The sequence below is a fragment of the Bacillus sp. 0102A genome, assembly GCF_036765155.1.
Classification (GTDB): Bacteria; Bacillota; Bacilli; order Bacillales; family Bacillaceae; genus Bacillus; species Bacillus subtilis_G.
Genome location: NZ_JBAIZW010000001.1, coordinates 359,037 through 374,785, shown reverse-complemented (window position 1 = coordinate 374,785; position 15,749 = coordinate 359,037). Strand labels below are relative to the sequence as shown.

Annotated in this window: 17 protein-coding genes and 1 other annotated feature; all 17 genes read left to right on the top strand. The window is 43.3% G+C overall.

Annotation, left to right across the window (positions count from 1 at the left end):
* Positions 1-66 precede the first annotated feature (66 nt).
* Complete coding sequence (locus V6D41_RS02210; protein ID WP_333517145.1) at positions 67-1,380, top strand: NfeD family protein; 1,314 nt, start codon at positions 67-69, stop codon at positions 1,378-1,380.
* A 21-nt stretch (positions 1,381-1,401) separates the two neighbouring features.
* A complete protein-coding gene (floA, locus tag V6D41_RS02205; RefSeq protein ID WP_087990761.1) occupies positions 1,402-2,397 on the top strand; it encodes a flotillin-like protein FloA in 996 nt (331 codons plus the stop codon).
* 24 nt (positions 2,398-2,421) lie between these two features.
* On the top strand, positions 2,422-2,838 hold the full coding sequence (locus V6D41_RS02200; protein WP_148962088.1) for a hypothetical protein: 417 nt from the start codon (positions 2,422-2,424) through the stop codon (positions 2,836-2,838).
* 56 nt (positions 2,839-2,894) lie between these two features.
* Entirely contained in the window at positions 2,895-3,176 is a 282-nt protein-coding gene (yqfC, locus tag V6D41_RS02195; protein ID WP_003237082.1) for a sporulation protein YqfC, read from the top strand.
* A gap of 18 nt (positions 3,177-3,194) precedes the next feature.
* Entirely contained in the window at positions 3,195-4,391 is a 1,197-nt protein-coding gene (gene yqfD, locus V6D41_RS02190; protein ID WP_333517144.1) for a sporulation protein YqfD, read from the top strand.
* On the top strand, positions 4,388-5,347 hold the full coding sequence (locus V6D41_RS02185; RefSeq protein ID WP_333517143.1) for a PhoH family protein: 960 nt from the start codon (positions 4,388-4,390) through the stop codon (positions 5,345-5,347). Before yqfD ends, V6D41_RS02185 begins: the two co-directional genes overlap by 4 nt.
* 78 nt (positions 5,348-5,425) lie before the next feature.
* A complete protein-coding gene (gene pgpH, locus V6D41_RS02180; protein WP_333517142.1) occupies positions 5,426-7,561 on the top strand; it encodes a cyclic-di-AMP phosphodiesterase PgpH in 2,136 nt (711 codons plus the stop codon).
* The gene (gene ybeY, locus V6D41_RS02175; RefSeq protein WP_148962085.1) at positions 7,562-8,035 is read left to right on the top strand and encodes an rRNA maturation RNase YbeY; all 474 of its coding nucleotides are present in this window, start codon (positions 7,562-7,564) and stop codon (positions 8,033-8,035) included.
* A complete protein-coding gene (locus V6D41_RS02170; RefSeq protein WP_087990755.1) occupies positions 8,016-8,387 on the top strand; it encodes a diacylglycerol kinase family protein in 372 nt (123 codons plus the stop codon). The genes ybeY and V6D41_RS02170 overlap by 20 nt, the downstream gene beginning before the upstream one ends.
* A 121-nt stretch (positions 8,388-8,508) precedes the next feature.
* Positions 8,509-8,919, top strand: a complete 411-nt coding sequence (locus V6D41_RS02165; protein ID WP_148962084.1) for a cytidine deaminase — start codon at positions 8,509-8,511, stop codon at positions 8,917-8,919.
* Positions 8,900-9,805 (top strand): GTPase Era, encoded by a 906-nt coding sequence (gene era / locus V6D41_RS02160; protein ID WP_087990754.1) that lies wholly within the window; start codon positions 8,900-8,902, stop codon positions 9,803-9,805. Before V6D41_RS02165 ends, era begins: the two co-directional genes overlap by 20 nt.
* A 143-nt stretch (positions 9,806-9,948) precedes the next feature.
* Positions 9,949-10,092: a YqzL family protein gene (locus V6D41_RS02155; protein WP_087990753.1), complete on the top strand. Its 144-nt coding sequence runs from the start codon at positions 9,949-9,951 to the stop codon at positions 10,090-10,092.
* Between the two features lie 36 nt (positions 10,093-10,128).
* Positions 10,129-10,896: a DNA repair protein RecO gene (recO, locus tag V6D41_RS02150; RefSeq protein ID WP_087990752.1), complete on the top strand. Its 768-nt coding sequence runs from the start codon at positions 10,129-10,131 to the stop codon at positions 10,894-10,896.
* 39 nt (positions 10,897-10,935) lie between these two features.
* Positions 10,936-11,112, top strand: a binding site (T-box leader).
* Between the two features lie 87 nt (positions 11,113-11,199).
* Positions 11,200-12,087, top strand: coding sequence for a glycine--tRNA ligase subunit alpha (gene glyQ, locus V6D41_RS02145; protein WP_087990751.1), 888 nt, complete (start codon positions 11,200-11,202; stop codon positions 12,085-12,087).
* Positions 12,080-14,119 (top strand): glycine--tRNA ligase subunit beta, encoded by a 2,040-nt coding sequence (gene glyS / locus V6D41_RS02140; protein WP_333517141.1) that lies wholly within the window; start codon positions 12,080-12,082, stop codon positions 14,117-14,119. Before glyQ ends, glyS begins: the two co-directional genes overlap by 8 nt.
* A gap of 133 nt (positions 14,120-14,252) precedes the next feature.
* Complete coding sequence (gene ccpN / locus V6D41_RS02135) at positions 14,253-14,891, top strand: transcriptional regulator CcpN (RefSeq protein WP_162102381.1); 639 nt, start codon at positions 14,253-14,255, stop codon at positions 14,889-14,891.
* A gap of 25 nt (positions 14,892-14,916) precedes the next feature.
* Positions 14,917-15,729, top strand: coding sequence for a pyruvate, water dikinase regulatory protein (locus V6D41_RS02130; protein WP_148962082.1), 813 nt, complete (start codon positions 14,917-14,919; stop codon positions 15,727-15,729).
* Positions 15,730-15,749 lie beyond the last annotated feature (20 nt).

Below are 15,749 nucleotides of genomic sequence, written 5' to 3'. Positions count from 1 at the left end.
CTTTGATACATTGTTACGTATAAAGAGAAGGCACTTATTATAAAAGGAAGGAGGGATACACTGCCCTTGCTTCAAACCAAAGGATTCCGTGCTGCTCTTTTGAGCATATTTTTACTTTCTTTATTAGGCGTACAGCTGAACGCCAAAGCAGAAAAACAAACGGTTTATGTGATCCCGGTTGAGAAAAATGTCGAACAGGGACTCGCCTCGTTTTTATCCCGTTCGTTACAAGATGCAAAAGAAGCGCATGCAGATCATATTATTCTTGATATCAATACGCCGGGAGGATTGGTCAAATCGGCTATTGATATAGCGGACTCGATAACCGAAAGCGAGATCCCTATAACTGCATATGTAAACAAACGCGCGTTGTCAGCTGGTGCATATATTGCCCTGCAAGCCGATAATATTTATATGGCGCCCGGCGGAAAAATAGGAGCAGCCGCGATTATTGACGGTAAAGGCAATGCCGCTGACCAAAAAGCTGAATCGCTTTGGCTGGCAGAGCTGGAGGATGCCGCAGTGAAAAATAATCGCGATCCTAAATATGCGCTCGCTATGGCTGACCCGGATATAGATGCCAAGGAAGCCGGTGCGCCGAAGGGAGATCTGCTTACACTTAACCCTGGTAAGGCGATTGATGTAGGCTATTCAGAGGGGACTGCTGACAATTTATCCGCACTCGTAAAGAAGCTTGGGTTCGAAAATGCGCATATCAGTTATGCAAAGGAAAGCTTTACAGAAAAGACAGCAAGATGGCTGACGAACCCGGTTATTGTGCCTATTCTGCTGACGATTGCTTTTTTAGGTCTGACGGTGGAGCTTTTTTCCCCGGGTGTCGGCATCCCTGGAACGGTTGGATTCATCGCGTTATTGCTGTTCTTTTACGGGCATCTCGCAGCCGGCCTTGCTGGATACGAGACAGTTCTTCTCTTTGTAGGAGGGGTGATCCTCATCCTGCTTGAGATTTTCCTTCCCGGAGGAATCATTGGATTACTGGGCTTAGGAGCGATTGTTACGAGCCTATTTTTAGCCGCGGGGAGCTTCACTGTCATGGCGATTTCTCTCTTGATCGCCTCAGCTGTTTCTATTACAGCTTTTATTTTACTGACAAGGGTGTTGGGAAAGCGTATGAAATTCTTTAAAAAATTTGTATTAAATGATTCTACAAATACGGAGAGCGGCTACGTATCAAATCAAACGCGCACGGACTTAATAGGGAAAGTGGGAGTCACTTTTACACAGCTGCGTCCTGCTGGTACCGTTATTATTGAGGATGAACGCCTTGACGTCGTTTCGGAGGGATCGTTTACAGAAAAAGATAAGAAAGTAAAAGTGGTAAAAGTGGAAGGCTCACGCATAGTCGTCAGAGAAATTTAAACAGAATCGAGGAGAATTGATATGGATCCATCAACACTAATGATTTTGGCTATTGTCGTAGTAGGGATCATTGTTTTAGCTGTATTTTTTACATTTGTGCCTGTTATGCTTTGGATTTCAGCATTAGCAGCTGGAGTGAGAATCAGCATTTTCACTCTGATAGGAATGAGGCTTCGCCGCGTTATACCAAACCGAGTGGTGAACCCGCTGATTAAAGCGCATAAGGCTGGGCTTGATGTTGCCACTAATCAGCTTGAAAGCCATTATCTCGCCGGAGGAAATGTTGACAGAGTCGTCAACGCGCTGATCGCTGCTCAGCGAGCCAACATTGAACTATCATTCGAACGCTGTGCCGCTATCGATCTTGCCGGCCGTGACGTATTGGAAGCCGTTCAAATGAGTGTTAATCCTAAGGTGATTGAAACGCCGTTCATTGCCGGTGTGGCTATGGACGGGATTGAAGTAAAAGCGAAAGCGAGAATTACAGTAAGAGCGAATATCGACCGTCTTGTTGGGGGAGCAGGGGAAGAAACCATTGTGGCCCGTGTCGGAGAAGGGATTGTCTCTACAATTGGTTCATCCGAAAGTCACAAAAAAGTGCTTGAGAACCCTGACATGATTTCTCAAACAGTTCTTGGAAAAGGATTGGACTCAGGAACTGCGTTTGAAATTCTCTCGATCGATATTGCTGATGTTGACATTGGCAAAAACATCGGCGCGATTTTACAAACCGATCAGGCCGAGGCTGATAAAAATATCGCACAGGCAAAAGCGGAAGAACGTCGTGCGATGGCTGTCGCTCAAGAACAGGAAATGCGCGCCCGCGTAGAAGAAATGCGCGCGAAAGTGGTAGAAGCCGAAGCGGAAGTGCCGCTTGCGATGGCAGAAGCTTTGCGTGAAGGGAATATTGGCGTCATGGACTACATGAATATCAAAAATATTGATGCTGACACAGACATGCGTGATTCATTCGGTAAGCTGACGAAAGATTCGTCTGATGAAGACAGTAAATCATAATCTCTCTAAGAAGGGAGAACGCTGATGGAGGATATACTGACCAATCCGCTCATTATCGCAGTGGTTATCGGAATCATATCTATGATTTTCGGTAAAAAGAGCAAAGAGGAAAATAAAAACAGCCAAAACAGGAAAAAACCTCAGCAGATGCAAACGGCTTCTCCTCAAAAGAAGCAGTCTGAAGAAGCTCCTGTACCTATTCCTAACCGCATAGAACAGGCAAGACGGGAAGCGGAAGAAAGACGCAGGGAAACAGAAAGAAACCTGAAAGGGATGGAACGTGATCTTACTGCAGTTAAACAAAAAGCAGTATACACAAAACAAAAAATGCTTCAAGTTAATAAAGACACTGTGGTACAGGGGATCGTCTTAGGGGAGGTATTCGGGCCTCCAAGGGCAAAAAAACCTCACCATACGATGCGCACGGCCCGTAAAAATTAAAGTGTTAGAACCGCCTTTCAAATCATACATATGAGATGAAAGGGGGTTCTTTTTGTATGGGGCAAAGAAAGAATCGTGTGAAAGCTTGGCTGACAAGAGCATTGGAAATTCCCCCGGACGTTATGATGGATCTGCCGCGGATTACAATGGTTGGCAGACTTCATATCTACATAGAAAACCACAGAGGCCTTTTGCTTTTCAGTGAGAATGAAGTGAGGCTGATGCTAAAGCAGGGCCAGTGCATCATATCAGGAAAAAATTTTGTCATCAAGGCGATTCTTCCGGAAGAAATTCTTTTGGAGGGTACGATTGATGTCGTTCGATATGTTGAGTCATAAAGCCGGGGGGGAAATGTTGTGAAAAATAAATGGCTGTCTTTTTTTTCAGGTAAGGTCCAGCTTGAATTGACGGGAAGAGGGATTGAACGGCTCCTGAATGAATGCACTAGACAGGGGATTCCAGTCTTTCATGTCAAAAAAAAGAAAGAAGCCGTATCGTTATATATACAGCTTCGGGATGTACATGCCTTTCGGCAGGTGAGAAGAAATTTTAAATGTAAAGCCCGATTTATTAATCGGAAGGGATTTCCTTTCTTATTGCTGAAATCAAAGCTGAATATAGGGTTTACGATCGGTTTTGCAATGTTTTTCATCCTTTTGTTTTTGCTTTCCAATATGGTGTGGAAAATTGATGTGACAGGCGCTAAGCCTGAAACGGAACATCAAATGATGCAGCATCTGAATGAAATCGGCGTTAAAAAGGGTCGTCTGCAGTTTTTAATGATGTCTCCAGAAAAAATACAAAAATCGTTAACCAACGGAATAGACAATATCACTTGGGTCGGTGTTGATTTAAAGGGGACGACCATTCATATGAAAGTCGTGGAGAAAAATGAGCCTGAAAAAGAAAAGTATGTAAGCCCGCGCGATATTGTCGCCAAAAAGAAAGCGACCATTACAAGAATGTTTGTGCAAAAAGGACAGCCAATGGCCGCAATACACGATCATGTAGAAAAGGGGCAGCTGCTTGTTTCAGGACTGATCGGCAGTGAAGAGCATCAGCAGGAAGTCGCCTCAAAAGCAGAAATTTACGGAGAAACCTGGTACAAATCTGAAGTGACGGTTCCGCTTGAAACATTATTTAACGTTTACACGGGCAAAGTAAGGACAAAGCACAAGCTTTCTTTTGGCTCTTTGGCCATCCCGATCTGGGGCATAACGTTTAAAAAAGAGAAATTGAAGCACCCAAAAACAGAACAAGAAAAGCATTCGCTTAATTTTCTCGGATTTAAGCTCCCTGTATCCTATATCAAAGAGCAAACGAGAGAAAGTGAAGAGGCTTTGCGAAAATATACGAAAGAAGAAGCAGTTCAAGAAGGCATTAAAATGGGTAAACAGGATGTAGAGAATAAAATAGGCGAAAACGGCGAGGTGAAAAGTGAAAAAGTTTTGCACCATACAGTCGAGAATGGTAAAGTAAAGTTGATTATTCTTTACCAAGTTATAGAAGATATCGTTCAAACCACACCTATTGTCAGGGAGACTGAAGAATGACAGAACATTTACTTGCGATGAATCAAAAACTGAAAAGCCCGGACGAGGCGCTTTCACTGTTCGGGAACCAAGATTCTTTTTTGAAATTGATAGAGAAAGATCTGAATGTGAATATCATTACGCGCGGTGAAACGATCTATGTTTCAGGCGATGAAGATTCGTTTAAGGTTGCAGATAGGCTGCTGGGATCGCTCCTCGCTTTAATTCGCAAGGGGATAGAGATCTCTGAACGTGATGTGATTTACGCCGTCAAAATGGCAAAAAAGAATGAACTTGATTACTTTGAAAGCATGTATGAAGAAGAAATTACTAAAAACGCTAAAGGCAAACCAATCCGTGTAAAAACGATGGGACAGCGGGAATACGTGGCTGCCATGAAGCGGAATGACCTTGTATTCGGCATCGGCCCGGCGGGGACCGGGAAAACGTACCTGGCTGTCGTAAAAGCAGTCCATGCTTTAAAAAACGGACATATCAAAAAAATCATTTTAACAAGACCTGCCGTGGAAGCCGGTGAAAGCCTTGGTTTTCTGCCAGGTGACCTCAAAGAGAAAGTAGATCCTTATTTGCGCCCGCTGTATGATTCTCTTCATGATGTACTTGGGGCAGATCATACAGAACGTCTGATGGAAAGAGGCGTCATTGAAATTGCTCCGCTTGCATATATGAGGGGACGGACGCTTGATGATGCTTATGTTATACTTGATGAAGCACAGAATACTACACCTGCTCAAATGAAAATGTTTTTGACGAGACTGGGTTTTGGCTCTAAAATGATCATTACAGGTGACGTTAGCCAAATTGATCTGCCGAAAGGCGTCAAATCGGGACTTGCAGTAGCGAAGGAGATGCTGAAAGGAATAGACGGCATTTCTATGATTGAGCTAGACCAGACAGACGTGGTCAGACATCCGCTTGTTGCGAAAATTATTGAAGCATACGATAAGCAAAATTAATGCTGAATGACCCGATCGCGCGTTATCGGGTCATTTTTATGATTGCTTATGGGCTTGATGTTTCAAGAGGAGGTTCTTGTGTTGAAAAAGAAGGGGAAGACCAAAAGCAGCTCAAAAAAATGGAGCCGCTTTAAAAATGCCCGCTCCATGCATGTACTGCTGTATCTTCTGCTGGCTGCCATTATGTTTGCTTTGCTCTTTGTACATGTTAAGCCGGAAACACTTGATTTAGACCTGTTTTCAGTCAGCGACAAGACCATTTATGCTCCGGCAACCGTCGAAGATCAAAAAGCCACAGAAGAAAAAAAGCAAGCCGCTGAGGACGCGGTGGAAGATCAATATACATTGAAAAAAGAATACACAGATAATCGGATTGACCTTGTGTCATCTATATTCGACAGTATCAGCGAAGTGAAAAAATCAGGAGAAGAAGACAGCAAATCACCATCGGAAAAATCAATGGTGAAGTCTGTTAAGAACAAACTAACGTCAGATGTGAATGATTCCATATCAGAGGATACCATCAAAACATTGCTGAAAGCGGACAGTGAAGACTTTTCTTTTGTCAGAGATACAGTCATTACGGCAGTGAATACAGTCATGAGCAGTGAAATTTCGTCGGATAAACTATCTGATGCAAAGGATCGTGTAGAAAAAGAGCTAAAGAGCAATTCTATCCCGTCTAAATACTTGGCAGCTGCAACAGAAATCGGGCGTTTTGCTATTATTCCCAATTACGTCTTCAATCCGAAAGCGACAGATGCAAAAAGGCAGGAAGCGTCAGACAATGTCCAGCAGGTTCAGATCAAACAGGGCCAGGTGCTTGTGGAAGAAAATGACCTCATTGACCGGGAAGTGTACAGAAAACTCGAGCTGACCGGGTTATTAAATAACTCAAATCTCTTTAAACCGATCAGCGGCCTATTAATTATGATCGGACTTTTTATCGCAACGCTTGTATACTACTTTGAAAAACAAAAACAAAACCTGAAGTTTAAAAAACAATCTATCCTGCTGTTCTCCATTATCACAACGCTTTTGCTTGTTATCATGGAGGTTGTCAGTTTATTTCAGAAGATGGAATATAATAATATCGGCTATCTTGTTCCTATTGCGGCCGGCGCGATCTTAATCAAGCTGCTGATGAATGAACGCATTGCCATTTTGGGAAGTATCATTCTTGCGATTTGCGGAAGTATGATGTTTAATCAGGGTGTGACGGGAACTTTCAATTATGTCATAGGAATTTATTATTTGATCAGCGGGATTTCAGGTGTTTTATTTTTAGGAAAACACAATGCCAGATCAAAGATTTTGCAGACCGGGCTTTTCGTGGCGTTTATTAATATGATTGTCGTTCTTTCCTTATTATTGATTCAAAACACTGCGCTGTCGGGTCTTGAAATCGGGACGTTAATGCTGATGGGGGTTGTCTCAGGGTTTGCTTCGTCTGTATTAATCATCGGCCTGATGCCGTTTTTTGAGACAGGCTTTGGCATTTTATCCACTATGAGGCTGCTCGAGCTGTCTAATCCTAACCATCCGCTGCTGCGCAAAATATTAACAGAAACACCAGGTACATATCATCACAGTGTAATGGTCGCCAATTTGTCAGAGGCAGCCTGTGAGGCGGTGGGGGCTAATGGTTTGCTTGCTAGAGTTGGCGCGTATTATCACGATCTCGGAAAAACAAAGCGCCCGCAATATTTTATTGAAAATCAAATGAATATTGACAATCCGCATGACAAGCTGTCTCCTCAGCTGAGTAAAAATATTATCATCTCGCATACCACTGACGGTGCGAACATGCTGAGAAGCTATAAATTTCCGCAAGAGCTTGTCGACATTGCTGAGCAGCATCATGGAACCTCGCTGTTAAAGTTCTTTTATTATAAAGCGAAGGAAAAAGGCGACCAGATTACAGAAGAAGAGTTTCGTTATCCGGGACCGAAGCCGCAGTCAAAGGAAGCTGCGATTATATCTGTTGCTGATAGTGTTGAAGCGGCCGTCAGATCCATGCATAATCCAAATCCAGAACGAATTGAAAAGCTTGTCCGGGGTATCATATCCGATAAGCTGCAGGACGGACAGTTCAGCGAATGCGATTTGACATTTAAAGAGCTGGATACAATCGCTAAAACACTCTGTGCAACATTAAAAGGAATTTTCCACTCCCGGATCGAATATCCGGAGGCTACTAAGAAGGTGAAATAGATGAGTTTACTGATTGATATTGTTGATGAAACGGGGAGTGTCTCAGAAGAGATGCTCACAGAAGTAGAGCATCTGCTTCAATTTGCCGCTGAGCGTGAAGGCGTTCAGGATCAGGCTGAAGTTTCTGTCACGATCGTTACCAATGAAGACATACAGCAGATTAATAAAGAGTACCGAGGAAAGGATGCCCCGACAGATGTCATCTCATTTGCTCTTGAAGAGGAGGGTGAGGGCGAGGTCGAAATTTTGGGCGCGGAAATGCCGCCGGTTTTAGGTGATATTATCATCAGTGCGGACCGCACAAGGGAGCAGGCCGAAGAATATAACCATTCTTTTAAGCGAGAGCTCGGATTTCTTGCCGTGCATGGATTTCTGCATCTTTTAGGATATGACCATATGACGAAAGAGGAAGAAGAGGAGATGTTTACTAAGCAAAAGGATTTGCTGGACGCCTATGGACTCAAGAGATCATAGAAATGAGCTGCAGCGATTCTTCAAAAGCTTCGTGCATGCAGGCCGAGGCATCCGGGAAACAGCGCGGACGGAGCGTAATTTCCAGTTTCATGCTGCAGCCGTGTGTGCTGTTCTCATTTGCGGCTTCCTCGTGGGGCTCAGTCTGATTGAGTGGGCGATTATTTTCCTTTTGATCGGCGGAATGCTTTCGCTAGAGCTTTTAAATACAGCCATTGAACATACGGTTGATTTAATAACAGACAAACATCATCCACTTGCTAAAGCGGCTAAGGACGCTGCCGCCGGGGCTGTTTGCGTTTTTGCCGTCATTTCGTGTATCATTGGTTTACTTATTTTTTTGCCAAAGCTGTAAGGTTGAAAATTCTTACATTTATTTTACATTTTTAGAAATGGGCGTGAAAAAAAGCGCGCGATTATGTAAAATATAAAGTGATAGCGGTACCATTTTATAGGTAAGAGAGGAACATGTACACATGAACAGACAGGAATTGATAACAGAAGCATTAAAAGCACGTGATATGGCGTATGTGCCGTATTCCAAGTTTCAAGTCGGAGCCGCTCTTCTTACCAAAGATGGAAAAGTGTACAGAGGCTGCAACATCGAGAACGCGGCATACAGCATGTGCAATTGCGCTGAGCGTACCGCTTTATTTAAAGCTGTTTCTGAAGGGGATACAGAGTTTCAGATGCTGGCCGTTGCGGCTGACACCCCTGGTCCGGTATCTCCGTGCGGAGCATGCCGCCAGGTGATTTCTGAGCTTTGCACAAAGGACGTTATTGTCGTGATGACTAATTTACAAGGACAAATAAAAGAAATGACTGTGGAAAAATTATTGCCAGGCGCATTTTCATCGGAGGATTTACATGACGAACGAAAGCTTTAAATCAGGATTTGTATCTATTATTGGAAGACCAAACGTTGGAAAGTCTACATTTTTGAACAGAGTCATTGGACAAAAAATCGCTATCATGAGCGATAAGCCCCAAACGACGAGAAACAAGGTGCAAGGAGTTCTGACGACAGGTACATCACAAACCATTTTTATTGACACACCAGGGATTCATAAGCCTAAGCATAAGCTTGGGGACTTTATGATGAAAGTGGCGCAAAATACATTAAAAGAAGTCGATTTGGTCTTGTTTATGATCAACGCCGAGGAAGGCTACGGGAAGGGCGACGAATTCATCATTGAGAAATTGCAGAATATGTCCACGCCTGTATTTTTAATCGTAAACAAAATTGACAAAATTCATCCCGATCAGTTGCTACTGTTAATTGACGAATACCGCGGACGTTATCCTTTTAAGGAAGTTGTTCCGATTTCTGCTCTAGAAGGAAATAATATCGAAACATTGCTCACTCAGATTGAAGCGTATTTGCCGGAAGGACCGCAATTCTATCCGAGTGACCAGGTAACCGACCACCCGGAGCGCTTTATCATTTCCGAACTCATCAGGGAAAAAGTGCTGCATTTGACAAGAGAAGAGATCCCACACAGCATTGCGGTGGCCATCGAATCAATCAAAGGGCAGGACAATGGTTCTGTACACGTAGCGGCGACGATTGTGGTCGAACGGGATTCCCAGAAAGGCATTGTGATCGGGAAAAAAGGAAGCCTGCTGAAAGAGGTCGGAAAAAGAGCGAGAGCGGATATTGAAGCATTGTTAGGCTCCCGTGTCTACCTTGAATTATGGGTCAAAGTGCAGAAAGACTGGCGTAATAAAATGTCCCAGCTGCGCGATTTTGGCTTCAAAGAGGATGAATATTAATCTCTCGCTGTGTCATTATCTCACAGGATCAGGGATACATTAACAAATTTTGTTTAACATGAAATGGAGGACATCTGGTCAAGATAAAGGTAAGAATTTGGAGTTTAGGTAAGCTAGTTTAACTACAGAAAGGTGGGTTTCTTGTGTTGAATTTTACCTGGAACGTATTTTCTCAAACAGGAAATGTTGATACGTATCTTCTTTTTAAAGAACTGGAAAAAGAGAACATAGAAAGACCCGAAGAACTAGAAGATGAGCTAGCCCGATTTGATTATCCAATTTTATAAACCTCTTGGCCGCTCCTGCTTTAGGAAGGTGCGGAAATGCTGACAAAATGTGAAGGAATCGTTCTTCGCACAAATGATTACGGAGAGACGAATAAAATCGTTACTTTACTGACAAGAGAACACGGAAAAGTAGGTGTTATGGCAAGAGGCGCCAAAAAAACGAACAGCCGTTTATCAGCAGTCAGCCAGCCCTTTTTGTATGGTTCATTCTTAATGCAAAAAACAACCGGCCTCGGAACACTTCAGCAGGGTGAAATGATCCTCAGCATGAGAGGCATCAGGGAAGATTTGTTTTTAACAGCATATGCTGCATATATTACCGAGTTAGTCGACAGAGGCACTGAAGAAAAAAAGCCAAACCCTTATTTGTTTGAATTTATTTTAGAATCGCTTAAACAGCTGAACGAAGGAACAGACCCAGATGTTATCATCTTTATCGTTCAAATGAAAATGCTCGGTGTCATGGGGCTGTATCCCGAGCTCAATCACTGTGTGCATTGTAAAAGCCAGGATGGGAGCTTTCATTTTTCTATCCGTGATAACGGTTTTATTTGCCACCGTTGTTTTGAAAAAGATCCTTACAGGGTTCCGATTAAACCGCAAACGGCAAGGCTGTTGAGACTGTTTTATTACTTCGATCTATCAAGGCTGGGCAATGTCTCCTTAAAACAGGAAACAAAAGCTGAATTGAAGCAAGTGATTGATTTATATTATGAAGAATACTCAGGGTTATATTTAAAATCAAAGCGCTTTTTAGATCAAATGGAGAGCATGAAACATCTTATGGGTGAAAACAAAAGTTGACATCTGGTCCATCTTTTTATATGATCATTTATTATAAAATATGTTGCAGTGAGAGAAAGAAGTACTTGCGTTTACCTCATGAAAGCGACCTTAGGGCGGTGTAAGCTAAGGGATGAGCACGCAACGAAAGGCATTCTTGAGCAATTTCAAAAAAAGAGGCTGGGATTTTGATCTCAGCAACTAGGGTGGAACCGCGGGAGAACTCTCGTCCCTATGTTTGCGGCTGGCAAGCATAGAGACGGGAGTTTTTTGGTTGCCGCCGCAGTCATCTGATAAAGGAAAAGTAAAGTGGAGGTGCTTGAAATGAATATTCAAGACATGATTCTAACCTTGCAGCAGCATTGGTCCAGTCAGGGCTGTGTGCTTATGCAGGCTTACGATGTAGAAAAAGGGGCCGGCACGATGAGCCCGTATACATTTTTGCGCAGTATCGGCCCTGAGCCGTGGAAAGTGGCTTATGTAGAGCCTTCCAGACGGCCTGCCGACGGCCGCTACGGGGAGAATCCGAACAGACTGTATCAGCATCATCAGTTCCAGGTCATTATTAAACCGTCTCCTGATAACATTCAAGAGCTGTATTTAGATTCCTTGCGCGCTCTTGGAATTGATCCGCTTGAGCATGATATTCGCTTTGTTGAAGACAACTGGGAGAACCCGTCTTTAGGCTGCGCGGGTCTTGGCTGGGAAGTATGGCTTGACGGAATGGAAATTACACAATTTACGTATTTCCAGCAGGTCGGAGGACTAGAGTGTAAACCAGTTTCTGTAGAGATTACGTACGGAATTGAGCGTCTCGCGTCTTATATCCAGGATAAAGAGAATGTTTTCGACTTGGAATGGACGTCAGGGTTCACAGTAAAAGATTTATTCATGATGGCGGAATACGAGCATTCCGTTTATACGTTTGAAACGTCAGACGTCGATATGCTGTTCCAATTGTTCAGCACGTATGAAAAAGAAGCGATTAAACAAATGGATAACGGGCTTGTTCATCCAGCATATGACTATGTGCTAAAATGCTCGCACACCTTCAACCTGCTTGACGCCAAAGGTGCGATCTCAGTTACCGAGCGGACAGGCTATATTGCAAGAGTGCGGAATTTAGCGAGAAAAGTAGCAAAAACCTATTATGAGGAACGAGAAAAACTAGGGTTCCCAATGCTTAAAGGGGAGGGTGCTTCTCATGAGTAAACAGGATTTATTTTTAGAGATTGGATTAGAGGAAATGCCGGCGCGCTTTTTAAATGACGGCATGGTTCAGCTTGGAGAGAAGCTGACAGGCTGGCTGAAAGAAAAAAATATCACTCACGGTGAAGTGAAGCTCTTCAATACGCCTAGACGTCTAGCTGTATTCGTAAAGGATGTAGCAGAAAAGCAGGATGATATAAAAGAAGAAGCAAAAGGGCCAGCGAAAAAAATTGCTCTTGATGCAGACGGGAACTGGACAAAAGCGGCAATCGGCTTTTCAAAAGGCCAAGGCGCAGACGTGAAAGACCTGTATATCAAAGAAGTAAAAGGCACAGAGTATGTATTTGTGCAAAAATTCCAAGCCGGACAAGAAACGAAGTCCCTTCTGCCGGAACTGAGCGGTTTGGTTACGAGCTTGCACTTCCCGAAAAACATGCGTTGGGGAAATGAAGATTTGCGTTATATCCGGCCAATCAAATGGATTGCCGCTTTATTTGGACAGGATGTCATTCCATTTTCGATCACAAACGTTGAGTCTGGCCGGACAACACAGGGACACCGTTTCCTCGGACATGAAGTGTCAATTGAATCACCTTCTTCCTATGAAGAGCAGCTGAAAGAACAGCATGTCATCGCTGACCCTAACATCCGGAAACATATGATTCAATCTCAGCTGGAAGCGATGGCAGCAGAAAACAATTGGAACATTCCAGTAGACGAAGACCTTCTTGATGAAGTGAATCATTTAGTAGAATACCCGACAGCTCTTTACGGTTCATTTGAATCTGAGTTTCTGACAATTCCTGAGGAAGTGCTTGTCACGACAATGAAAGAACATCAGCGCTACTTCCCTGTCAAAGACAAAAACGGTGATTTGCTGCCTCACTTTATCACAGTCCGAAACGGAAACAGCCACGCGATCGAAAATGTAGCCCGTGGCAATGAAAAAGTGCTGCGCGCGCGTTTATCTGATGCTTCATTCTTCTACAAGGAAGATCAGAAATTAAACATTGATGCAAATGTGAAGAAGCTTGAAAACATTGTTTTCCATGAAGAGCTTGGTTCTCTTGCTGATAAGGTCAGAAGAGTCACTGCAATCGCAGAGAAGCTTGCCGTCCGTCTTCAGGCTGATGAAGATACATTAAAACATGTGAAGCGGGCTGCTGAAATTTCTAAATTCGATCTTGTCACACATATGATATACGAATTCCCTGAGCTTCAAGGAATTATGGGTGAAAAGTATGCGAAAATGCTTGGAGAAGATGAAGCTGTGGCTGCGGCAGTAAACGAACACTATATGCCTAGATCAGCAGGCGGAGAAACGCCTTCTACTTTCACCGGAGCTGTTGTGGCAATGGCGGATAAGCTAGATACAATCACTTCATTCTTCTCTATCGGCGTTATTCCGACTGGTTCACAGGATCCTTACGGCCTGCGCCGCCAAGCGAGCGGTATTGTTGCGATTCTTCTTGACCGCAACTGGGGAATTTCGTTTGAAGAGCTGCTTACTTTCGTACAAACGGAAAAAGAAAATGAACTGCTGGATTTCTTCACTCAGCGTCTGAAATATGTCTTGAATGCTGAACAAATCAGACACGATGTCATCGACGCCGTGCTGGAAAGCTCTAAGCTTGAGCCGTACTCAGCGCTGCATAAAGCACAAGTGCTGGAACAAAAGCTTGGTGCACCAGGTTTTAAGGAAACAGCGGAAGCATTAGGCCGAGTCATCTCTATCAGCAAAAAAGGAGTCCGCGGAGACATTCAGCCTGATCTGTTTGAAAATGAATACGAAGCAAACCTGTTTGATGCCTACCAAACAGCGAAGCAAAACCTGCAGGAAAACTTCAGCAAAAAAGATTACGAGGCGGCGCTTGCTTCACTTGCAGCCTTAAAAGAACCAATCGATGCTTACTTCGATCATACAATGGTTATAGCACATAACGAGACATTAAAGGCAAACCGTTTAGCGCAAATGATAAGCTTGGCGGATGAGATCAAGTCCTTTGCGAATATGAATGCCCTTATTGTAAAATAAAGATAGAAAAGGCGGTTGCTGTGTGATCGGTAATCGTCTTTTCCCCATTTATAAGTTTTTTTGTTTGATTACAAGATATTTACGATATAATATGGATTATTATTTCTTTACATAGATATGAAGTGAAAAGGTGGTGAGTACGATCGAACTAAATAAACGGCAAGAACATATTTTGCAGATTGTAAAAGAAAACGGGCCGATTACAGGGGAGCATATTGCAGAAAAGCTGAACCTAACCAGGGCAACATTGCGTCCGGATTTAGCCATACTCACCATGTCAGGATTCCTCGAGGCGCGCCCGAGAGTCGGTTATTTCTACACAGGGAAAACCGGTACCCAGCTTTTGGCAGATAAACTCAAAAAGCTTCAGGTGAAAGACTTTCAATCTATCCCCGTTGTGATTCACGAAAACGTTTCTGTTTACGATGCGATTTGCACCATGTTTTTAGAAGATGTAGGTACTCTGTTTGTGGTGGACGGCGATGCTGTTTTAGTCGGGGTGCTTTCACGAAAAGACTTGCTGAGAGCGAGCATTGGCCAGCAGGAGCTTACATCTGTCCCTGTTCATATCATCATGACAAGGATGCCGAACATTACGGTGTGCAGACGCGAGGATTATGTGATGGACATTGCAAAGCACTTGATAGAAAAACAAATTGATGCACTGCCTGTTATCAAAGATACCGATAAAGGTTTTGAAGTGATCGGCAGAGTGACAAAAACGAATATGACAAAAATACTTGTCAGTTTATCAGAAAATGAAATCCTATAACATCGCAAACTAACGGGGGGATAATATGAATAACCGCATCATCTATGTCGTATCGGATTCTGTCGGTGAAACGGCTGAATTGGTAGTAAAAGCAGCACTCAGCCAATTTAACGGGTCAGCGGACGATACACATGTCAGAAGAATTCCTTATGTTGAAGATATAGGCACGATCAATGAAGTGATTTCACTCGCCACGGCAGACGGCGGCATTATCTGTTTTACACTCGTGGTGCCGGAAATAAGAGAATATTTGATTGCAGAAGCGGAAAAAGCAAATGTTTTATATTATGATATTATCGGCCCGTTAATTGATAAAATGGAAACGGCCTACGGTTTAACAGCGAAATACGAACCAGGACGGGTGCGCCAGCTTGATGAAGACTATTTCAAAAAAGTGGAGGCCATCGAGTTTGCAGTTAAATACGATGATGGACGGGATCCAAGAGGGATTTTAAAAGCTGATATCGTTTTGATCGGCGTATCGAGAACGTCTAAAACACCGCTGTCTCAATATCTCGCCCACAAGCGCCTGAAGGTTGCCAATGTTCCGATTGTTCCTGAGGTGGACCCGCCGGAAGAACTCTTTAACGTTGATCCGAAAAAATGCATCGGATTAAAGATCAGCCCGGATAAACTGAATCATATCAGAAAAGAACGGTTAAAATCACTCGGACTTAATGACAAAGCGATCTATGCAAATATCAACAGAATCAAAGAGGAACTGGAATATTTCGAAAAGATTGTGGACCGGATCGGATGCCAGGTTGTTGATGTTTCAAATAAAGCGGTTGAAGAAACAGCGAATATTATTCATCATCTCAAAACAAAAAACATGTAACTCAGGACGCTCTATCCTGG